Source organism: Flavobacterium sp. ACN2 (genome assembly GCF_002303885.1).
Lineage (GTDB): Bacteria > Bacteroidota > Bacteroidia > Flavobacteriales > Flavobacteriaceae > Flavobacterium.
This window is the reverse complement of record NZ_MRCM01000003.1, coordinates 311281-333311: the sequence shown is the minus strand read 5'-3', so window position 1 is coordinate 333311 and position 22031 is coordinate 311281. Positions and strand designations below refer to the sequence as shown.

General features: G+C 33.1%; 20 protein-coding genes. 13 read left to right on the top strand and 7 right to left on the bottom strand.

The features are described 5' to 3' along the window. The first annotated feature begins 81 nt into the window (after window positions 1-81). On the top strand, window positions 82-2757 hold the full coding sequence (locus BSF41_RS05385) for a reprolysin-like metallopeptidase (protein ID WP_095928486.1): 2676 nt from the start codon (window positions 82-84) through the stop codon (window positions 2755-2757). A gap of 15 nt (window positions 2758-2772) precedes the next feature. On the opposite strand, the gene BSF41_RS05380 is transcribed toward BSF41_RS05385, so the two are convergent. Then, window positions 2773-3306 (bottom strand): ComF family protein, encoded by a 534-nt coding sequence (locus BSF41_RS05380; RefSeq protein ID WP_371610881.1) that lies wholly within the window; start codon window positions 3304-3306, stop codon window positions 2773-2775. 345 nt (window positions 3307-3651) lie between these two features. Between BSF41_RS05380 and BSF41_RS05375 the strand changes: the two genes are divergently transcribed. The 6 genes from BSF41_RS05375 to BSF41_RS05350 all read left to right on the top strand — a co-directional run bounded on the left by BSF41_RS05375 (window position 3652) and on the right by BSF41_RS05350 (window position 11124). Further along, a complete protein-coding gene (locus tag BSF41_RS05375; protein ID WP_095928484.1) occupies window positions 3652-5070 on the top strand; it encodes a T9SS type A sorting domain-containing protein in 1419 nt (472 codons plus the stop codon). Window positions 5071-5209: 139 nt separating this feature from the next. Further along, on the top strand, window positions 5210-6751 hold the full coding sequence (locus tag BSF41_RS05370) for a glycine--tRNA ligase (protein ID WP_095928483.1): 1542 nt from the start codon (window positions 5210-5212) through the stop codon (window positions 6749-6751). 270 nt (window positions 6752-7021) lie between these two features. Further along, complete coding sequence (locus BSF41_RS05365; RefSeq protein ID WP_095928482.1) at window positions 7022-7831, top strand: LytTR family DNA-binding domain-containing protein; 810 nt, start codon at window positions 7022-7024, stop codon at window positions 7829-7831. A 177-nt stretch (window positions 7832-8008) separates the two neighbouring features. Then, window positions 8009-8284 (top strand): hypothetical protein, encoded by a 276-nt coding sequence (locus tag BSF41_RS05360; RefSeq protein WP_095928481.1) that lies wholly within the window; start codon window positions 8009-8011, stop codon window positions 8282-8284. Window positions 8285-8381: 97 nt separating this feature from the next. Continuing rightward, complete coding sequence (locus tag BSF41_RS05355; protein ID WP_253251760.1) at window positions 8382-10436, top strand: ATP-binding protein; 2055 nt, start codon at window positions 8382-8384, stop codon at window positions 10434-10436. Continuing rightward, complete coding sequence (locus BSF41_RS05350; RefSeq protein ID WP_095928479.1) at window positions 10426-11124, top strand: response regulator; 699 nt, start codon at window positions 10426-10428, stop codon at window positions 11122-11124. The genes BSF41_RS05355 and BSF41_RS05350 overlap by 11 nt, the downstream gene beginning before the upstream one ends. A gap of 122 nt (window positions 11125-11246) precedes the next feature. On the opposite strand, the gene thiL is transcribed toward BSF41_RS05350, so the two are convergent. Continuing rightward, a complete protein-coding gene (gene thiL, locus BSF41_RS05345) occupies window positions 11247-12293 on the bottom strand; it encodes a thiamine-phosphate kinase (RefSeq protein ID WP_095928478.1) in 1047 nt (348 codons plus the stop codon). Between the two features lie 231 nt (window positions 12294-12524). On the opposite strand from thiL, the gene BSF41_RS05340 reads away from it, so the two are divergent. Together BSF41_RS05340 and BSF41_RS05335 are read left to right on the top strand one after the other, a co-directional pair. Then, window positions 12525-13004: a DinB family protein gene (locus BSF41_RS05340; protein ID WP_095928477.1), complete on the top strand. Its 480-nt coding sequence runs from the start codon at window positions 12525-12527 to the stop codon at window positions 13002-13004. A 47-nt stretch (window positions 13005-13051) separates the two neighbouring features. Further along, window positions 13052-13549, top strand: a complete 498-nt coding sequence (locus BSF41_RS05335; protein ID WP_095928476.1) for a DinB family protein — start codon at window positions 13052-13054, stop codon at window positions 13547-13549. 38 nt (window positions 13550-13587) lie between these two features. Here the strand turns inward: BSF41_RS05335 and BSF41_RS05330 are convergent, their stop codons facing one another. Beyond that, entirely contained in the window at window positions 13588-14547 is a 960-nt protein-coding gene (locus tag BSF41_RS05330) for a YafY family protein (protein ID WP_095928475.1), read from the bottom strand. 193 nt (window positions 14548-14740) lie between these two features. On the opposite strand from BSF41_RS05330, the gene BSF41_RS05325 reads away from it, so the two are divergent. Genes BSF41_RS05325 through BSF41_RS05315 form a run of 3 tightly spaced genes read left to right on the top strand, consistent with a single transcriptional unit; the run spans window position 14741 to window position 17068 of the window. Next, the gene (locus BSF41_RS05325; RefSeq protein ID WP_095928474.1) at window positions 14741-15484 is read left to right on the top strand and encodes a prolipoprotein diacylglyceryl transferase; all 744 of its coding nucleotides are present in this window, start codon (window positions 14741-14743) and stop codon (window positions 15482-15484) included. Next, a complete protein-coding gene (locus BSF41_RS05320; RefSeq protein WP_095928473.1) occupies window positions 15474-16865 on the top strand; it encodes a radical SAM protein in 1392 nt (463 codons plus the stop codon). The genes BSF41_RS05325 and BSF41_RS05320 overlap by 11 nt, the downstream gene beginning before the upstream one ends. Before the next feature lie 5 nt (window positions 16866-16870). Further along, the gene (locus BSF41_RS05315; protein ID WP_095928472.1) at window positions 16871-17068 is read left to right on the top strand and encodes a hypothetical protein; all 198 of its coding nucleotides are present in this window, start codon (window positions 16871-16873) and stop codon (window positions 17066-17068) included. Between the two features lie 91 nt (window positions 17069-17159). Here the strand turns inward: BSF41_RS05315 and BSF41_RS05310 are convergent, their stop codons facing one another. The 4 genes from BSF41_RS05310 to BSF41_RS05295 all read right to left on the bottom strand — a co-directional run bounded on the left by BSF41_RS05310 (window position 17160) and on the right by BSF41_RS05295 (window position 21427). Continuing rightward, window positions 17160-17777, bottom strand: a complete 618-nt coding sequence (locus BSF41_RS05310; protein WP_095928471.1) for an outer membrane beta-barrel protein — start codon at window positions 17775-17777, stop codon at window positions 17160-17162. Window positions 17778-18014: 237 nt separating this feature from the next. Then, a complete protein-coding gene (lepA, locus tag BSF41_RS05305) occupies window positions 18015-19811 on the bottom strand; it encodes a translation elongation factor 4 (RefSeq protein WP_095928470.1) in 1797 nt (598 codons plus the stop codon). Window positions 19812-19973: 162 nt separating this feature from the next. Continuing rightward, a complete protein-coding gene (locus tag BSF41_RS05300) occupies window positions 19974-20675 on the bottom strand; it encodes an NUDIX domain-containing protein (RefSeq protein WP_095928469.1) in 702 nt (233 codons plus the stop codon). A gap of 35 nt (window positions 20676-20710) precedes the next feature. Then, complete coding sequence (locus BSF41_RS05295) at window positions 20711-21427, bottom strand: NUDIX domain-containing protein (RefSeq protein WP_095928468.1); 717 nt, start codon at window positions 21425-21427, stop codon at window positions 20711-20713. 389 nt (window positions 21428-21816) lie between these two features. Here BSF41_RS05295 and BSF41_RS23590 point away from each other — a divergent pair, with 389 nt between their 5' ends. Beyond that, window positions 21817-21999 (top strand): hypothetical protein, encoded by a 183-nt coding sequence (locus BSF41_RS23590; RefSeq protein WP_141248118.1) that lies wholly within the window; start codon window positions 21817-21819, stop codon window positions 21997-21999. Window positions 22000-22031 lie beyond the last annotated feature (32 nt).

The window sequence follows — 22031 nt, the reverse complement described above, 5'->3', positions numbered from 1 at the left end:
GACGAAAAAGCAATAATTGTCGGATAGATAATATGATTTCAAATTAATTAAAGTAATTTTGATATTCGATATTTTGAGGGTATGAAAAAACAACTACTTTATATATTTTTAATTTTTTGTTTTGCCACTGCTAATGCACAAGATGCTTTATGGCAAAAAGTAACTTCTTCATCGCTTTCAAGAAAGGCAGATGGGGCGAGTTCTAATAAATTATATTATAAGCTAAATGCCAATCTTCTAAGTTCTAAACTGGTTTCGGCATCGAGCAAAACGGCAAAAAATACAACATCAGAAATTACAATTCCAAATACTGATGGAAATCTAGAACGTTTTGCAGTTTGGGAATCATCTAATTTTGATCCAGAATTACAGGCGAAATATCCACAAATTAGATCTTATGAAGGTCGCGGATTAGATGATAAAAGTGCAAAAATCTATTTTAGTGTTGCTCCAATCGGTATGCAGACAATGGTTTTTAGAACTGAAAAACCAACTGAATATATTGAACAAAATCCTGATAACAAATCAGAATATGTTTTGTTTAAGTCGGCAGACAATGCAGATTCAAGAGCGCTTTTGAATTGTAAAACAATCCATTCGATTTCGGATGATAAATCTACGACTACTGCAAAAACAACTTCTAGCGCCAAACAATTTAAAACACTTCGATTGGCATTATCTTGTACAGGTGAGTACGCAGCCTATTTTGGCGGTACAAAAGAAGGCGCTTTAGCGGGAATGAATGCTACTTTAACTCGCGTAAATGGCGTTTTTAATAGAGACCTTGCTGTAGAACTAATTTTAGTTGCTAATAATGATGCTGTTGTTTATACAGATGCTGCTGCAGATCCTTATTCTATTCCGAAAATAGGTGCTGATCTCAATAATCCTACTTGGCCGAAAGAAGTTCAGACAACATTAACTAGCGTTATTGGTGAGGCTAATTACGATATTGGCCATTTGTTTGGAGGTTCTGGAGGAGGCGGACTTGCCAGTTGTATTGGCTGTGTATGCGATAGTCCAACTCCTAGCAATTCTGTTGGAAAGGGTAGTGCTTATACCTCTCCAGCAGATGGAAAACCAGAAGGAGATAATTTTGATATTGATTTTGTTGCTCACGAAATGGGGCACCAACTTGGGGCAACGCATACTTTTTCATATGCAAATGAAGGACTGGGGGCATGCTACGAACCGGGAAGTGGCTCTACGATTATGGGATACGCTGGTGTAACAGATGGCTATAATGTTCAGGATCATTCTGATTCTTATTTTTCTTATGCAAGCATCAATCAGATACAAAATAATTTAGCTGGAAAAACGTGTCCAGTTTCAACACCTATAGTCGATAATAATCCACCTGTTATAAATGCAGGTCCAGATTATACCATTCCAATTAGTACACCGTTTATTTTAACCGGAACGGGTTCTGATCCTGAAGGTAATACGATAACCTATACTTGGGAGCAATATGATAGTGCCACAACGGCTTTTGGAAATAGTAGTTTCCCTTCTCCAACAAAACGAGATGGGCCAATGTTTAGATCGTTTACGCCAACAACATCGCCAGTCCGTTATATGCCTGCTCTTAATTCAGTACTAAATAATCAGCTTACTACAACTTGGGAATCTGTTTCTTCTATTGGAAAAACAATGAATTTTACCCTTACGGGTAGAGACAATGCGGTACAAGGAAAAGGACAAACCTATACAGATGCGATGGTTGTAACGGTAACTGCTGCAGTTGGGCCATTTGCCGTAACTTCACAAAAAGAAGGCGATATCGCATGGGCAAAAGAATCTGCACAAACCATAACTTGGAGCGTAAATAACACTAATACACTTCCAGGATCGTCAAATGTGAATATAAAATTATCTCTAGATGGCGGATCAACATTCCCAATTGTTTTAGCAGGCAATACTCCAAATGATGGAACAGAAACTATCTTAGTTCCGTCAGAAATTGAAGCTTCTACAAATTGCCGACTTTTAATAGAGCCAGTTGGTAATATTTATTATGCTGTCAACAGTGCCTCCTTTGCTGTAGGATACACCGTTTCGACATCTTGCGCGTCTTATAATTTTGGAGGCGGATATTCGACAGGAGATAATGTATATGTAAATAGAACGGTTTCTGTGCCCACTTCTTCTGGATCTATTTCAAATGTCAACGTTTCGGTAAATGTAACACATGATAGATTTTCAGATTTGACTATGGAAATCGTAAGCCCGAAAGGAACAGTTGTAACTTTATTCAATAAAAATTGCGCTAACACAAAATCAACTTTTGCTTTACAGTTTGATGATAACGGATCTGCATTAAATTGCGGTACAACGACAAGTCAAATCGTGATTCCATCAAGTTTATTAAGTGCTTTTAACGGAGAAAATTCGCAAGGTACATGGACTTTTAGAGTTATTGACGATAAGGTGGGAATGACAGGAACGATTAATTCTGCTTCGGTAAATATTTGTAATAGAACTTATACTTTAGGAAACGATGACTTTGAGAATGTTGACTTTGTTGCATATCCAAATCCAAATAAAGGAAGTTTCACAGTACAATTTAGTAGAGATTCAATAAGTGAGATTAAAGTCTATGTTAATGATATTGTAGGGAAATATGTTTACGAGAGAACTTTTCAAGGTTCAGGATATTTTATTCAAGACATTCAATTGCCAAATGTACCTTCAGGTCTTTATTTCTTAACGGTTACAGATGGGGAAAGAAAAGTAGTGAAGAAGATATTAGTAAACTAAATTTTTGGAAATGGCTTAATGGGCCATCGCCATACAAATCATACTGATTTTTACGCCAGGAATTTTCGATAAAGCTAGCGAACAGGCTTCAATTGTTGCTCCGGTTGTGAGTACGTCATCAACAATTAAGAAATGTTTGTTGTAATCGGCTTCAGTAAATTCAACATCAAAAATGTTTTCGATATTTTCCGATCTTCCCAAAAGATTCTTTTTGGATTGTGTTTTAGAATATATCTTTCGAATTAAAATATTTTCTTCAAAAGGAATTTCAAAACCAGATGCTATTGCTTTTCCAAAAGTAGTAACCTGATTGTAGCCACGTTCCTTAAACTTTTTTTTATGAAGTGGTACAGGAACTACAGCATCAAAAGGAATTTCAAATTGAAGTTCTTTTAAATCTTCAACATACCAGCTTCCTAATTCAGTGCCAATTTCTTGATGGCCTTTGTATTTTAAATTATGAATTAATTCTTGAACGATCCCTTTTTTATTAAAATACAAAAATGTAGCAGCAAATTGAATATCGATCTTGCCATAAAATTTTTTCATGGCCTCGTTTTTTGGATCTAAATGATATTGAGTAAGAGGCATTTCATGTCGGCAAATCGTACAGAAAACCGTTTCATTTTGAAGTAAAAGCGCACGGCATCCGCTACAGACTTTAGGGAAAAAGAGATTAATAAGATAATGAAACACAGTTGGATGGTTTAGTTTTAAAAAAGAAATAATTTTAGTGTAGTGAGAGTTTTGTTAAAGCGATAAAATACTACCGACTTTTGAATAAATATAATTGAAATAATAATTTTAATCAAAATATTTTTACAATAAAAAGTTTTTTTTCTTTTTTAAAGACTTAAGCAATTTAATTTTAAAGACACTGAATCAATACTTTATATGAAAAATAGCTATCAAACTCGCTGTGTGATTTTAACTATAATCATTTTTTTAATTTTTGAAACCCACACAATTGCTCAAAAAAAAGGAACAGTAAACAAAACTTATTTTAAAAATGGACTAGTTGCGAGAGAGTTTTATTTGGGAGCAGATCAAATGCTGGATAGTATTAAAACCTATTATATTGTTGGAGGACTGGATGAAAGATTTTATTTTGATGAAAACAGTCAGATGAATGGTCTTTGTCAAAAGTTTTCAAGCGATGGAAAGTTAAAAACCACATGGCTTTTTAAAAAAGGAATTTTGATTAAAAGAACTGATTTCTTTAAAGAGGATAATCTCAAAAATAAAGTGAAAGTCGAAGAAAACTATGCTATTATTGTCAAAAATAATGAATTATTAAAATCAGATCCTAATAATTACGGACTACTTTATGGTAGAGCAGCAAGCCGTACTTATCTTGAGGATAATGTATTGGCAGAGTTTGATTTTTTAGGATTTAAAGCGCATCTAGAAAATCTTAAAGCAAGTCCAAATGCTGCACAATTCCCCAGATTAAATCAGGATTTGGCTGAAATTTACAGTAGACTTTCTACCATTTACTCCAGATTTGAAAACGATAATCTTAGTGTTGATTACAGACTAAAGGCAATTCAGATTGATCCGGAAGAAACAAGACATTATTTTAATCTAGGAGCTTATCTAGCAACAGAAGTTCATGATTATCGATTGGCAATTTATTATTTGGACGAAGTGGAGCGCAGATTTCCAAATCATAATTTTGCGCACTGGGTTTTAGGCTATACATATTTGGAATTGGAACAGTATGATAAAGCAGTAGAAAATGTAGATATTGCTTTTAAAAATGAAGCGAATCTATATGAAAACGGATACGGAACAGAAGAGAGTGATTTAAGAACAATAAGAGGTCTTGCCTATCATAAATTAGGAAAGACCGATTTGGGAATTGCGGATTTGAATGAAGCTTTACGAATTAATGAAAAAAACTCTGTAGCAAATAAATATCTTGGAATACTATATGATGATCTAGGGAAGTCGCAAAAAGCTTGCGATTATTTTCAGAAAGCACGGGATTTGGGCTATGAAAAAAAATACTTTAACAAAGAACTAGAAAGCTTCATAAAGAAAGCATGCAATGAGGATCAAAATAGAATTGCCAATATTGCACCAAAAGACTTGCCCTACATAGCGCCTAATCCTGCAGAAAATAAGATTGAGGTATTTAATTATCCCTATCCAAATTTTACTTATGAAATATATGATGTACAATCTCGAAAATTACGCCATGGAATTTCAAACAATAGAACAATAGAAGTTTTAGGATTGTCAGCGGGTTTGTATATTCTTACTATTAGCAACCAAGATAAATCAGAAACTTTTAAACTGATTAAAAAATAGGGTTTTAGATAGAAAAGGGAAGTAATTATCGTTCTAGTCTATAGAATAAAACATGATTTTCTATTTTCAGATAGAAAATCGGGCAATCTTCGGCTATTTTTCTTTTTTTTAAATTCACTTTTCATATTTTTGCATCACTATGGCAAAACAAGAAGATATATTTAAGAATGTGGTTTCGCACGCAAAAGAGTACGGATTTATTTTTCCGTCAAGCGAAGTTTACGATGGTTTAAGTGCTGTATATGATTACGCACAAAACGGTGTCGAATTAAAAAAGAATATCCGTGAATATTGGTGGAAATCAATGGTTCAGATGAATGAAAATATTGTCGGCCTTGATGCTGCAATATTGATGCATCCAACAACTTGGAAAGCTTCTGGCCACGTTGATGCATTCAATGATCCATTAATTGATAATAAAGATTCTAAAAAGAGATATAGAGCTGACGTTTTGGTTGAAGACCACGCTGAAAAAATTCACCAAAAAGCGCAAAAAGAAATTGACAAGGCAAAAGCTCGTTTTGGCGATGCATTCAACGAACAAGAGTTTGTAACTACAAACGCTCGTGTAATCGAATATTTGGCTAAAGAAAAAGAAATTAGAGAGCGTTTAGGTCGTTCTTTAGGAAACGGAGATTTGGCTGATGTTAAAGCTTTGATCGAAGAACTTGAAATTGCGGATCCTGAAACGGGTTCTAAAAACTGGACAGAGGTAAAACAATTTAACTTAATGTTCGGAACAAAATTAGGAGCTTCTGCAGAAAATGCAATGGATTTATACCTTCGTCCAGAAACGGCTCAAGGTATTTTTGTGAACTTCTTAAATGTGCAGAAATCGGGTCGTATGAAAGTTCCTTTTGGAATTGCTCAAACGGGTAAAGCATTTAGAAATGAAATTGTAGCAAGACAATTTATTTTCCGTATGCGTGAGTTCGAACAAATGGAAATGCAATTTTTTGTGCGTCCAGGAGAAGAAATGAAATCATACGAGTACTGGAAAGAAACTCGTCTAAAATGGCATTTGTCTTTAGGATTAGGAAAAGAAAATTACCGTTTTCACGATCACGAAAAATTAGCGCACTATGCAAATGCAGCTGCTGATATCGAATTTAATTTCCCATTTGGATTTAAAGAATTAGAAGGAATTCATTCTCGTACCGATTTCGATTTGAAAGCGCACGAAGAATATTCTGGAAGAAAATTACAATATTTTGATCCTGAATTAAACGAAAACTATGTTCCTTACGTAGTAGAAACTTCTGTTGGTTTAGATCGTATGTTCTTGGCTGTTTTTGCCACTTCATTAAAAGAAGAAACATTAGAAGACGGTTCTACAAGAACAGTTTTAAAATTGCCAGCAGTTTTAGCGCCAACTAAAGCAGCGGTATTGCCATTGGTTAAAAAAGATGGTTTGCCAGAAATTTCAAGAAAAATCATCGAAGATTTGAAATGGGATTTCAATGTGGCTTATGATGAAAAAGATGCTGTAGGACGTCGTTACAGAAGACAAGATGCTTTAGGAACGCCTTTCTGTATTACAGTAGATCATCAAACACTTGAAGACGAAACAGTAACAATTCGTCATAGAGATACAATGAAACAAGATCGTGTAAAAATTACTGAATTAAGAGGTATTATCGAAAACGAAGTTTCGATGAAAAACTGGTTAATGAAAATGTAATCTTTACAGTTTAGTATAGAAATCCCAAATTCCGTAACGGAGTTTGGGATTTTTGATTTTAAAAAGCAGGTATTTTATCGGCTTTTTTTGCATTTCATCTTTATGTATTAACATTTGGGTTTAATGTGTTAACAATGAATTGTTTAAGATGTTTAAATCCGTAATTTTAAATTTGTAATACCGTCAAGAGCAATTTTTTTCTTCATTACATCAAATAAAAGCGATTTTTTGATTATGATTGCGTAGTGAGAAAACCAACAAAAACCGAAATTGAAAAAGTATTCGTATATTATAATTGATGATGACGCTGAGAGTATTTTGAAAACTCAAACAATCGCTTCAGGTTTTTCAGAATTATCTTTTATGGCATCGGCATCAACTTTTCAGGACGGTTTAAATTTGGTTTTAGAGCACCAACCGGCTTTGATTTTTCTCGAGATCGAGCCCCAAAATGCTGCGAGTCATTTGTCTTTGACTTTTATTAGCGAGCTTCATCGTTTTTTGCAGCAGATTCCCAAAATTATTATTACCACAAAACAAAAAGACAAAGCTTTTGATGCTATTCAATATGGCGTTTTTGATTATCTCTTAAAGCCAATTCTATCAAACGATCTTTTAAAAACAATTTTAAAACTCAATAGAGCCAATTTAGAGACGCAAATTGCTCCGTTTAGGGAAGAACCTTCTTCTATTGTTATAGATCAAATAACGATTCCGCAAAACATTCAAAAACCATTAACGATTTGTATAAAATCATATGGCGATTATCGATATTTAAATGCAGAAGATATTTGTTATTTTCAAGCCGATAATAACTCGACAGATATTTATTTAAATACTGGCGAAATGATTACGGCGTTTAAAACTTTAAAGCATTTTGAAAGTGTTTTGACATACCCTTTTATCCGTATTCATAACAGTTATGTAATTAATCGAAATTACATTTCAAGGATTCATAGCGGAAACTCAATCTGTTACATAAAAAACTCCACAAAGAAGATTCCTTTTTCTAAAACCTATCGAGGAAATGTCGAACAGATTATTGCCGATTTTGCAGCAGGAAATTATCTAGAAGTCTAAAAATTAGGAGATTACATTGATTTGCTACCCGTTGACTATCAATTGGGTACGATCTACCACAAACTCATTTTTTCGTATAAATTTTTTTCGACCTCAGTATTAGTTTTACACTCTGATTCTGCCATAAACAGCAAATCATCTCCAAAAAAATAATACAAAACATTAAAACCTCAGGTCATGAAAAAAACAGCTTTAACATTCGGATTATTCTCATTAGTAATAGTTGCAACCTCTTTTGCAAACCCAACAGCTTCTGCTCGTCCAAGTGAAACATTAAGTATTATTACTCCAATTGATGGAGGACAAAAAACAACTCCAGACAGAAAACGTGATAGCTTTCAACCTATAGATGGAGGACAAAAAACAGTTCCAGATAGAAAATCAGATTTTGCAAATATTGGTGGAGTTAATTCTGACTCTCAATTATCTACTTTAAATAGAAAACTTGACTAAAAGTTAAAAAAATAAAAATATAAGAAAAGGCTATCAACAATTGATAGCCTTTTTTTGTATCTATACTTTTGTTATTTTTGATGAAAATCAAAATCTTTTGAAAAAATATAACCAAATAGTATTGCTTCTATTCTTAATTTTATTTGGTTGTACCAAGAAAGATGACCTTTATAAATATTTAAATCCTTCTAAAGACAGTCTGTCTATTTATCTCTCCTTGGCAAACGATATTGATTTATCTCGTAAGCTTAAAGAGGATTATAATGAAAAAGCATTGGCAATTATCTTAAGTGAAAAAGATGATTCTTTAAATAAAGTAAATTTATTTAAAGTGGCCAATAGATACTATAATATGAACGATTTACAGTCGTATGGCCGTATTTCTAAATTAATTGTGACAAGATCCCTAAACAGTCGCGATTCGATAAATTTAGCAAAAGCGTATACTTATCTTGGAGATTATTATAGTCGAAAGTCAGTTTCAGATAGCGCTTTTTTAGTTTACTTCAAGGCAGAAAAAATATACAAGCAAATTGATGATAAAATTAATTTAGCTAAAACCTATTTTAGTAAAGCCGATCTTCAGTTTAAAGAAAGTGACTTGTTTGAAAGTGAAATTACCATTTTTAAAGCGCTGAAAATACTTAAGGACCAGAAAAATGTAAGTGATCTGCTCTATCAATGTTATAATCTGTTGGGAATATTGTATAATGAGCGTGAAGAATATAATAAAGCTTTAGAGTTTCATAATAAAGCATTGGCTATTTTAAAAGATCCTTCGATTCCGTCAGATTTTCAGCTTAAGGCAACTTCACTTAATAATATTGGTTTTGTGTATTTAAGTATGAAGAATTATAAAAATGCAAAACAAAATTTTTCTGAAGGTCTCAAACAAAAGAATTTATTTCAAGAAAGCACATCGTTGTATGCCATGTTGTTAGATAATCTAGCATACTCAAAAATTAAAATGAATGAATTTGAAGATATTCCAAAACAATTTTATGTATCGCTGAAGATTAGAGACAGCTTAAATTTGACATCGGGAATAATTTTAAACAAAATACATCTGTCTGAATTTTATGCAATTAAAAAAGACACTTCTCAGGCAATTAAACTCTCTCAGGAAGCTTTAAATCTTTCAAAAACATCCAATAAACTAAGAAACACGCTTGAGGCCTTAAAACAATTGGCTGTTGTTGATCCTAAAAATGCATCGGAATATTCGAAAGAATATATTCAGTTGAACGACAAATTGTTGAAAGCAGAACGAAGAATGGGAGAGAAGTTCTCTCGCATTGAATACGAAACCAACGAAATTAAAGACCAAAATTCTAACCTTCAGGAAAAAAATAAAACTTTGGTTTATGTATTTAGTATTTGTACATTGCTCGGACTGTTTTTTTATGTTTACAAAACGCAGCAAGCCAGAAATCGAGAATTGCTTTTTAAACAGCAGCAGCAGATTGCAAATGAAGATATTTACAATTTAATGATTTCGCAGCAAAATGAAATTGAGCTTACGCGAATAAAAGAAAAGAAAAGAGTTGCACAAGAGCTGCACGATGGAGTTTTAGGACGAATGTTTGGTATTCGAATAAGTTTGGATAGTTTGGATAAACTAGACGAAGAAGAAGCAGTTTTTAAAAGAAAAAAGTATCTTACAGAACTAAAAAATGTAGAGCAGGATATTAGAGAAATTTCGCATGACCTAAATAGAGAAAAATCCGAATTAATTAATAATTTTGTCTCTATTTTAGGAAAACTGTTTGAAGATCAAAGAAATACATACAGTTCTAAGTTGATTACTACTTTTGATCCTGATATTAAATGGGATTTGATAAGTAATATTGAAAAAATCAATTTGTATAGAATTGTTCAGGAAGGACTCCAAAATTGTAATAAATATGCTAATGCTGATATTATAAAAGTCGAGTTTAAAAACGAAAATAATAATTTGGTTTTAACCATTAAAGATGACGGAATTGGATTTAATACCAATAAGACCAAAAACGGAATTGGTTTGCATAATATAGAATATCGTGCAAAAGAGTGTAAGGGTACAGTTACGATAAAATCTGCCAAGGGAGAAGGAACAATTCTCACTATAAAAGTCCCAATAGAGCCAAATAATAACCTGCATAATGACATTTGATTTAACAGCCTCAGTTCCACAATTAGTTAGAAAGAATATTTTAATAGTAGATGACCACCCATTTATTATTGAAGGCTATAAAAATGCTATAACTCGTTATAATCCAAAACAATATGATTTTTTGATTTCTCAGGCGCATGATTGCAGATCAGGTTATGATATAATTGAAAATAATAGCACGCCAGAGTTTGATATTGCTTTTTTGGATATCAGTATGCCTCCTTACGAAGAAAAAGAGATATTTTCGGGTGAAGATCTGGCAAAATTACTTTTGAAAAAAATGCCTTCGTGCAAGATTATTCTTTTGACGATGTATACCGAATTGCTGAAAATTAAAACCATTATCAGAACAATTCAGCCAAACGGATTGATTATTAAAAATGACCTTACTTTTGACGAATTACTCCTGGCTTTTGATAAAGTAATGAAAAATGAAAAATATTATAGCCAGTCCGTTATAAAAATGCTGAATCAATCTACGCATAATGCAATAGAGATCGATCAATACGATAAACAGATATTAATTCATTTAGAAAAAGGAACTTCAATTCAAGAAATGCTTCAAGTTATTCCGATTTCATTAAACGCCATAGAAAAACGAAAAAAGCATTTAATGGAATTGCTAAAAATAAGAAGCGGCTCTGATCAAGATTTGATCAAAGAAGCAAAAAGCAAAGGACTTTTTTAAAAGTCAAATTCCAATATTAAAAATTCCAAATTCCAAAAAAAAAAGCGAATAGAAAATCCAAATTCCAATGTTGATTATCATATTGGAATTTGGATTTTTTTAATATTGGAATTTTCTAAAAATTATTCACTCAAAGCATCCCATCCGCGTGCTTTTAAAGCGATTTTTGTATTGGCACGGGTTATAAGGTGGATTCCTTCATTTTCTTCCGCCATATGTCCGATAACAGAGAAATTCGGATTTCCTTTTATTTTGTCAAAATCATTAATGTCAATCGTAAATAAAAGTTCATAATCTTCACCGCCATTTATGGCAACTGTGGTACTGTCAATATTGAATTCTTCGCAAGTAGAAATAAACTGCGGATCTAATGGAAGTTTGTCTTCATATAAATTACAACCCACTTTTGATTGCTTACAGATATGAATAATTTCAGAAGATAATCCATCTGAAATATCAATCATTGCTGTTGGTTTTATGTCTAAAGCATGAAGTAGCGTGCGAACATCTTTTCGTGCTTCAGGTTTCAATTGGCGCTCTACCAAATAAGTATATGGATCTAAATCGGGCTGATTGTTTGGATTAACCTGAAAAACTTGTTTTTCGCGTTCCAAAACCTGCAATCCCATATAAGCCGCACCAATATCTCCCGTTACAACCAATAAATCTGTTTTTTGAGCCCCGCTTCTGTAAACCAATTCATTTTCATCAGCTTCACCAATTGCAGTAATACTGATAATTAATCCTTTTTGAGATGAGGTAGTATCTCCGCCAATAACATCAACTTTATACTCTTTAGCGGCATGTGTAATTCCTGCAAACAATTCCTCTAAAGCCTCAAGTGGAAAACGATTAGAAACAGCAACCGAAACCGTAATTTGAGTTGGTTTTGCATTCATCGCGCAAATGTCAGATACATTTACCACAACGGCTTTGTATCCTAAATGCTTCAATGGCATATAAGCCAAATCAAAATGAACTCCTTCAATTAATAAATCGGTAGAAACTACTACTTTTTTGTCTTTAAAATCAAGAACAGCAGCATCATCGCCAATACTTTTTAAAGTAGATTCTTGAGTAACGTCAAAGTTTTTGGTTAAATGGTCAATTAAACCGAATTCGCCTAATTGCGCTATACTAGTTCTCTGCTGATTTTTATCTTCTATCATTTCTGTTAAGTTCCAAAGTTATTAAGGTGCAAAGGTACAAAGGATTTTTTTAAAGAGGCTAAGATTCTGAGATGCTAAGGTTCTAAGTTTTTTTATTCTGTAGAGACGCACTACAGTGCGTCTAAAATGTGTTGAAGAATATTTTTTGAAATATTTTTTTTGCTGCTGACAAACTGTTGTCACCAGCCCATTTTACTTTTGAAGTATTAAAAATATTTAAACTTTAAAACCATGAAAACATTAGAAGCACAAGTTATTACTTCAGAAGATTTATTAAAACACTGGCAAGGGCACAGAGCACTTACACGTCGTTTAATTGAGATTTTTCCAGAGAAAGATTTTTTCGAATTTTCAATTGGCGGAATGCGACCTTTCGCTAAATTGGTAGATGAACTTTTAGCTATTGCAGTTCCAGGATTAAAAGGAATTGTGACTAAACAAACTGAAGCATTTTCAGAAGGAAAAGACAATTTGATTTTCAAAGCGCAATATTTGGAAAAATGGGATGAAGCTACAGAAGAAATCAATAAATATTGGGAGCAATTATCGGTTGAGGATTTTAGCGAGACCTTTAATCTTTTTGGACAATATGAATTTCCTGTAATTCAGAATATCTTATATTTTATTGATAATGAAGTACATCATCGCGGACAAGCTTACGTTTATTTAAGAGCTTTAAATATCGAGCCACCGTTTTTCTGGGAGAGATAATTAATGATTTTTTACTAACTTAATATCAGAAATCTAAAACTAAGATTATGAGTTTAAAGAAGATAATGTCAAATTACGCAGATTATAATTTGTGGGTAAATCAACAATTTGTGAATTGGCTTTCGCCAAAATCAGATGAATTGCTTTATGCTGAAGTGCCGTCGAGCTTTTCTACTATTATGAAAACACTTGATCATATCTGGTCTACTGAAGAATATTGGTTTTCTGTTATTTCCGAATCTTCATTATCAGAAAAGAAAGCAGAAAGCGATTTATCAAAAGAGGAAATATTTGCCGGATTATTAAATTCGTCTACAAAATTGAAACATCTTATTAACTCATTATCTGAAGAAGATTTAATGAAAGAAGTTAAAATCGTAAATCCGTGGTTTGAGTGCGAATTGCCCATTTCCGAATATTTAATTCAGGTTATCAATCATGGAACGTATCATCGCGGCCAGATTGTAACAATTGGGCGAAATGTCGGAATTACAGATGCTTCAAACACCGATTATAATTTCTATAATGTTGTAAAACAGAAATAAATGAAAAAACTCCTGAGATCATATTCTCAGGAGTTTTTTTATAAAAGCCTTTTTCTGTTAATTTCCAATAATTCTAAGACATTGGTTTTTAATATCTCAGGTTCGAGAATTTCTGCGTAATCTCCATACATCAAAAACCATCTCGGAAAAGCGTTATTAATATCTCTAGACATAAAGGTCATTTCGATTTTTTCACCTACGTCTTTTTGCGAAATAAAGCCATGATATTTTCTCTCGGTTGCCAAATATCGTGCTATTTTGCGGTCAATTAAAATACGAACTTTTGTTGTTGGGCAGGTTTCTGTTTTAGTTAAATAGGTTTCTAAAGCATCGTGTTCGATCGTAAAATCTACATCGGTTTTTTTTATTTCCTGAATTCTATCGGTTCGAAATTGTCTATAATCTTTTCGAAGATGACAATAGCCCAGAAAATACCAGTTATTATTATCATGAAAAACGCCTATTGGCTCAAGATTACGCTGTGTTGTTTCGTCTTTATCAAAAGTTTTATAAGTTAAAAGAATTTGCTTTTTCTCTGCAATTCCTTCAAAAAGAACAGACAAAGTATTAGGCGAATTATCATTAAACATTGGTTCTGCATCCTGCATTACAATTCTAGATTCGATGCTCGAAAGATAATCTTTGTCGTTACTTCTTAAAACCGATTTCAGTTTGTACATCGCCGACGCGTAATGTGTTCCCAAAGAAGGATCGGTAAATTTCTGCATCAATTTTTCGGCTGCAATAAAACTGCTTACTTCTTCGCGCGTAAACATAACTGGCGGTAGCCGATAACCATCCATCAATGCATAACCAACTCCTGCTTCGCTATAAATAGGAACGCCAGAGGCTTCCAAAGTTCGAATGTCTCTATAAATCGTCCTCAAACTACATTCAAAACGATCGGCCAATTCTTGGGCTTTTACAACCTTTTTAGATTGCAATTGAATAAGAATAGCTACAATTCGGTCAAATCGTTTTGGAGTTTCGTCAAGCATTTTTTTTAAGATTCTAAGGTTCTGAGTTGCTGAGACTCTAAGTCTTTTGCTAATTCAAAGATACAAATGTAAAAAGTAAAGAGAATAAAAAAAGCTGTTCTAAACTAGAACAGCTTTTACTTTATAAGTCAAATGAATTTAAACATTTTTTTGCATCTTTACAGAATTATAGTATTAAATCTTAGCGTAAAAAATGAAGTTTCCTTTTGAGCCGGTTATTTTTGGTTATGAAATCAGTATCCATTTAGTTTTAGAATATCTGGCATTTTTTTTAGGATATCGTTATTATGTTTTTTTGAGAAAAAGAACCAATGATACTATTGTTTCTTCCAATAGATTATCTATTATATTGGGAGCTGCAATTGGAGCTTTTTTGGGTTCTAGAATTATGGGTTTTCTAGAAAATCCTGTTTTTCATCTTGATGCAAGATCAATTTTAGAACTCTTCAATGCGAAGACCATTATGGGAGGATTGTTTGGCGGACTTTTAGGCGTTGAAATTGCTAAGAAGATTATAGGAGAAAAAGAGTCATCGGGTGATTTATTTACCTTTCCGATTATTCTAGGAATTTTTATAGGAAGAATAGGCTGTTTTTTATCTGGAACCAATGAGTTTACATATGGAAAAGAAACAAACTTTTTTACTGGGATGAATCTTGGCGACAATATTATGAGGCATCCAATTGCCTTGTACGAATTAATTTTTCTGATCATTTTGTTTTTTGTTCTCAAGAAATTAAAAAGCAGAAATATAAAAAACGGACTTATATTTCAGTATTTTATGATTGCCTATTTTGCATTTCGCTTTTTTGTAGAATTTCTGAAACCCAATTATTTCCTGATTTTTGGAATAAGTTCGATTCAGATTTTATGTTTGATTTGTCTGCTTTATTATAACAAAACAATTTTAAATTTATTTGTAAAAAATGCCAGTTAGAAAATATACTTATTATGACTTTACATTAAGCCTTTGTCCAGAATGCTTAAAGAGAATTGATGCTAAAATTGTTTTTGAAGACGAGAATGTCTACATGCTTAAAAGATGCCCGGAACATGGAAGTTCTAAGGTTTTGATTGCTGACGATATTCAGTATTACAAGAATATCCGAAACTACAATAAACCATCTGAGATGCCGTACACTTTTAATACAAAAACGCACTATGGTTGTCCGTACGATTGTGGTTTATGTCCAGATCATGAACAGCATTCTTGCCTTACAGTTGTTGAGGTTACAGATCGATGCAATCTGACATGTCCGACTTGTTATGCCGGTTCATCACCTAGTTATGGTAGACACAGAACTCTCGAAGAAATAAAAGCAATGCTCGATACGGTTGTTAAAAACGAAAAAGAACCCGATGTAGTGCAGATTAGCGGAGGAGAACCAACCATACATCCTGAATTTTTTGAAATTTTGGATTATGCAAAATCAATTCCGATAAAGCATTTAATGCTAAACACAAACGGAATTAAAATTGCAAAAGACAAAGAATTCGTTCAGAGGCTAAAAAGCTATGCTCCAGATTTTGAAATCTATCTTCAGTTTGATTCTTTTGAAGATAGTGTATTGCAGGAATTGCGTGGAGCCGATTTAAGTGAAATAAGAAAACAGGCTTTAGAAAATCTAAATGAAGTTAATTTATCTACCACTTTGGTTGTTACGCTTCAAAAAGGATTAAACGATCATGAAATCGGTAAAATTGTTGAGTTTGCACTAAAGCAAAAATGCGTTCGAGGGGTTACATTTCAGCCGACTCAAATAGCGGGTAGATTGGAGAACTTTAACCTCGAAACCGATCGCATGACATTAACAGAAGTAAGAAGAAAAATTCTGGAGCAAACGACTGTTTTTAATTCAGATGATTTACTTCCTGTTCCCTGTAATCCTGATGCTTTAGTAATGGGTTATGCGTTGAAGTTAGGAGACGAAGTTTTCCCGTTAACGAGATATATTAATCCAAATGATTTATTGGACAATAGTAAAAACACCATTATTTATGAGCAGGACGAAGTGCTTCGAGGCAAAATGATAGATTTGTTTAGTACAGGAAATTCTGTAGAAGTAGCACAAGAAAACTTGAAATCGATATTATGCTGCCTTCCTAATATTGATGCACCAGAATTAGGATATGACAATCTGTTTAGAATTATTATCATGCAGTTTATTGATGCCTATAATTTTGATGTGAGAGCAATAAAAAAATCATGCGTACATATTGTCAATAAGGATAATAAAATAATTCCTTTTGAAACCATGAATTTGTTTTACAGAGACGATAAAGTAAAAAGATTAGAAGAATTAAGAACTAACATATAAAGAATATGACAGCACTAGAAGTAGGTAATTTAAGTGGTTTGGTCGCAATTTTTGTAGCGATTATGGTTGGCCCACCAATTTTAATGACCATTATCGGTTTTGCAGTTAAGAAAAATAGTCCCAATGGAGCAAAAGTTTGTTTTATTATTGGAGCATTATATTTAATTATTGGATTAGGAATATGCGGAACACTTCTGTCATAAGAAAAATCCAAAACCAATAGAATTACTTGGCAATAAAAAAAGCTGTTCCAAATTGAAACAGCTTTCCGATTGTTAAATCGCAAAAAAAAAATTAAAATCTATACAAAACTCCAAATTGAGGTTGATCGAAAATGTTTTCAAATAAATTGATATTTAATTGAAAAGTATCAGACGACGGACCATTTTCTGGAGAAACGCTATTGTAAGCCAAAACATTTGCAAGAACGAAAGTAACAGCAATGTTTTTGGTTACAAAGTAATTTAAACCAACATTAATATCAGCTGTTAAACTGTTGTCGGTATCGCTGCCCACTTGCGGTATATCAGTTTTGTTTCTTCCGTAACCCAAACCAACTTCAGCGTAAGTTTTAAAGCGTTTTTTGTCTAATTCTAAGAAATAGTAACGAGCAAAAGCACCAATCCCAAATACATTTGTTTCTACTTGAGTGGTTTCTACTTTGTTACTTGAGTAATTTAATTTAGCTCCAACAGCAAATTTATCATTTAACAAATAGCCAAACTTTGGGCTAAAGCCATAATAGTCTGCGTCTCCGCCGGTACTAATTTTGATAGATCCTTCTAAAAACATATCACCCTTTTGAAAAGTGACGCCTTTCGCAGAATTCATTTCTGCATCAACCTGGTCTTGTTGAGCGTTTGCAAAGCAGAATGCGAATAGTGCTAAAATAACAGAAAATTTGGTTTTCATAGTCTTGTAATGTTAAAGTTGTAAGATTAAAAATACATTTTCTGTCATGAAATGGCCTTGAGTTTACTCGAATGGGTTAAAAAAGGATTTTTAGAGTTAATATTTCAATGTTTTTGTAGGGAATGACTTTGTAATTTTGCTAACAAAAAGCCAACAAAAAACCAACAAAAAACCCGACAACTTTCGTCATCGGGTTTAATCTATATTCTTGTTTCTTTGTTCTATTCTCTAAAAAAACTAGTCGTTCAATTTCAAAACAGCCATAAATGCTTCTTGCGGAATCTCTACGTTTCCTACTTGACGCATACGTTTCTTACCTTTTTTCTGTTTTTCAAGCAATTTACGCTTACGCGAAATATCTCCACCATAACATTTTGCAGTAACGTCTTTACGAAGTGCCTTAATCGTTTCACGAGCAATAATTTTTGCTCCAATTGCCGCTTGAATCGGAATGTCGAATTGCTGTCTTGGGATCAATTCACGTAATTTCTCGGTCATTTTTTTACCGATATTGTAAGCGTTATCTTCGTGAATCAATGCAGAAAGTGCATCAACTGTCTGAGCATTCAAAAGGACGTCCAATTTAACTAATTTCGAAGTTCTCATTCCGATAGGAGAGTAATCGAAAGAAGCGTAACCTTTAGAAACCGTTTTTAAACGATCGTAAAAATCGAATACAATTTCTGCCAAAGGCATATCAAAGTTTAGCTCAACGCGTTCTGTTGTTAAATAAGTTTGATTGGTAATTAAACCACGTTTTTCGATACATAAACTCATTACGTTTCCAACAAAGTCAGATTTTGTAATGATAGTAGCTTTAATATATGGTTCTTCAACTCTGTCCAGTTTTGAAGGCTCTGGTAAATCTGAAGGATTGTTTACAATTAATGCTGTTTCAGGATGTTTTTTGGTGTAAGCCAAATACGAAACGTTAGGAACCGTTGTAATTACAGTCATGTCGAACTCACGCTCTAAACGTTCCTGGATAATTTCCATGTGAAGCATTCCTAAGAATCCGCAACGGAAACCAAATCCTAATGCCGCAGAACTTTCAGGAGTAAAAACTAATGAAGCGTCATTCAATTGTAATTTTTCCATTGAAGAACGTAAATCTTCGTAATCTTCTGTGTCAACAGGATAAATACCAGCAAATACCATTGGTTTTACATCCTCAAAACCAGTAATCATATTGGTAGTTGGTACTTTTGCATCTGTAATCGTATCACCAACTTTTACTTCACGAGCTTCTTTAATTCCAGAAATCAAATAACCAACATCTCCTGCCGAAACTACATTTTTAGGAACCTGATTTAATTTTAAAGTTCCAATTTCGTCAGCAAAATATTCGTTATCTGTAGCCATGAATTTAATTTTCTGGCCTTTTTTGATTTCACCATTTACAACTCTAAAGATTACCTCAATTCCGCGGAACGGATTATAAACCGAGTCAAAAATTAAAGCTTGTAATGGTTCTTCTGGATTTCCTTTTGGAGCAGGAATTTTTTCGATAATAGCGGCAAGAATGTTCTCAACACCAAAACCAGTTTTTCCAGATGCGTGAATAATATCTTCTAATTTACATCCTAATAAATCGATAATATCATCACTAACTTCTTCTGGATTAGCACTTGGCAAATCGACTTTGTTTAAAACTGGGATAATTTCTAAGTCGTTTTCAAGAGCTAAGTATAAGTTTGAAATCGTTTGTGCTTGAATACTTTGAGCAGCATCAACAATCAAAAGCGCACCTTCGCAGGCAGCGATTGATCTTGAAACTTCGTATGAAAAGTCAACGTGCCCAGGAGTATCAATTAAGTTTAAGATATATTCTTCACCCTTGTATTTGTATTCCATCTGGATGGCATGACTCTTAATGGTAATTCCACGCTCGCGCTCCAGATCCATGTTGTCAAGCAATTGTGCTTTTTCTTCACGAGCTGTAACGGTTTGTGTTGCGCCTAGTAATCTGTCTGCCAATGTACTTTTACCGTGGTCAATGTGTGCAATAATGCAAAAGTTACGTATCTTCTTCATTTTATATATCAGTTCTCTATAACGAGTTTTAGTATTTTTTGGGTGTAAAACAGCCTAAAGCAATTGCTTTAAAGCATGTTATTAAGGCGCAAAGATAGCGCAAAGTTTTGGATTCTGGAATCTTGATGTTGGATAGTTGATTGGAAAGAATCAAAAATGATATTAAAATTCAAAATTGAATCCTTTTTCTGTTAATTTCTTATACATTTCGGGGTCAAATTTATAAAGTTTGGCCGCTCTGTGCGAAACGTCTTTTTGCTTTTCATCCAATGCTGTCAGCAGTTTCATATGAAGCACTTTTCGTCTAAAATTAGATTTATCCAATTCGATTCCAAGAATTTCTTCGTACAAATGCATTAATTGCAATAAAGTAAATTTTTCTGGAAGAAGGTTAAAACCAATTGGAGCCTGACGAACTCTATTTCGCAATTGCAATAAACTGAAATCAAGAATTTCGTTATGGTCAAAAATCAGCTCAGGAATTTCGTTTATTTTGAACCACTTTGCTTCAAAAACCTTTAAACTGGCTTTAATATTATAATCTTCTCTATTGACCAAAGTATAATAACCAATGGTAACCACACGTCTTTCCAGAACACGCTGCGGATTTGTAAAGGCTTTTAATTGTTCCAAATAGATGTTTTCGAGACCAGTAAGTTCTTGTAAAATTCGTTGGGCAGCATTATCTGCACTTTCGTCTATTTGAAGCCATCCGCCAAGAAGTCCCCATTTGCCTTTACTTTCTCCTTCTGCATGCTGCACCAAGAGCACTTCGAGACTCTCTTTGTTAAATCCGAAGAAAACACAGTCAATCGTGATTCCGTCTACTGCTGGTTTGTGTTGGTTAGTAGTTATTTCAGTCAATTTGTTGTTGTGGTGTTAGTATTGTGTATTGAAAATTAGAATTCAAAATTGAATCCTTTTTCAGTGAGTTTTTCATAGATTTCTGGATCAAACTTGTACAGTTGAGCTGCTCTGTGCGATACATCCTGCTGCTTTTCGTCTAATGCAACCAGCAGTTTCATATGAAGAATTTTTCTTCTAAAGTTGGGTTTGTCCATTTCGATTCCTAAAATTTCTCCATACAAATGCATCAATTGTAATAAAGTGAATTTTTCGGGTAATAGATTAAAACCAATCGGTGTCTGGCGCACTTTATTTCTAAGATGTTTTATGCTGTAATCAAGAATTTCGTTGTGGTCATAAATCAAATCTGGAATTTCATTGATTTTATACCATTTCGCATCAGAAGCTGTAAAACCTGCTTTAATGTTATAATCTTCTCTTTTTACAAGAGCATAATACCCAATCGTAATAACGCGTCGCAGCGGAAAACGATCTGGATCTCCAAATGCTTTCAATTGTTCCAGATAAATATTGTCAAGACCCGTAAGCTCATTCAATAACCGATGAGCGGCATTGTCGGTGCTTTCTTTTTTATAAATCCATCCACCTGGAAGTCCCCATTTCCCTTTACTGATACCTTCGGCGTGTTGTACCAAAAGTACTTCAAGACTGCCTTTGTCAAATCCAAAAATGACACAGTCAATTGTGATGGCATTCATCGCACTGTTTTCATTTTTTGAAGCAGTTTTGTCGTCTACATTTTCAACCATATATGAGATAAATTTTGACAAATTAAATAAATAAAATCATTAGTAACCTTTTTGAAAGCCTTATATTTTTTTTAACGAAACAAAATTTTGATAATCAGTCGTTTAAGAATGTACTAAAAAAGCGTTCTTTTTAAATTAATTCTTAAACGACTGATTGTCAATTTTATAAAACGTTGATTTTTTTATATTTTTTATTTCAATTCTCGTTCAGATTTTACAACATTAATAAAAATGGATTAGGATTAATCAGAATCGAAAAAAAATAACCCTAATATTTTGTTAATATAGAAAATTTGTTTTACACTTGTAGTCAAATTTACCATAAGATAAATTCAAATTGACTATAAGTAAAAAAGAACAAAACTACACTTAACTTAAACTTACCACAAATGTTTTTTTTAGAAATTGATTTAAATCGCTTTTTGATGAGATTACCATCATCAGATTTTGCCCAAAGAATCGATTTTAAAGTTGTTTATAGTCTGCAAGTACTAAATGTTGGAAAAGAGATTCAGGCCCTCTTTTTTGGCATGACCTGCTTGGGAAGTTTTTCCGGATTTCTCGTAGGGTAAAAAAACACTAACTATAACTTAAACTTAATCAA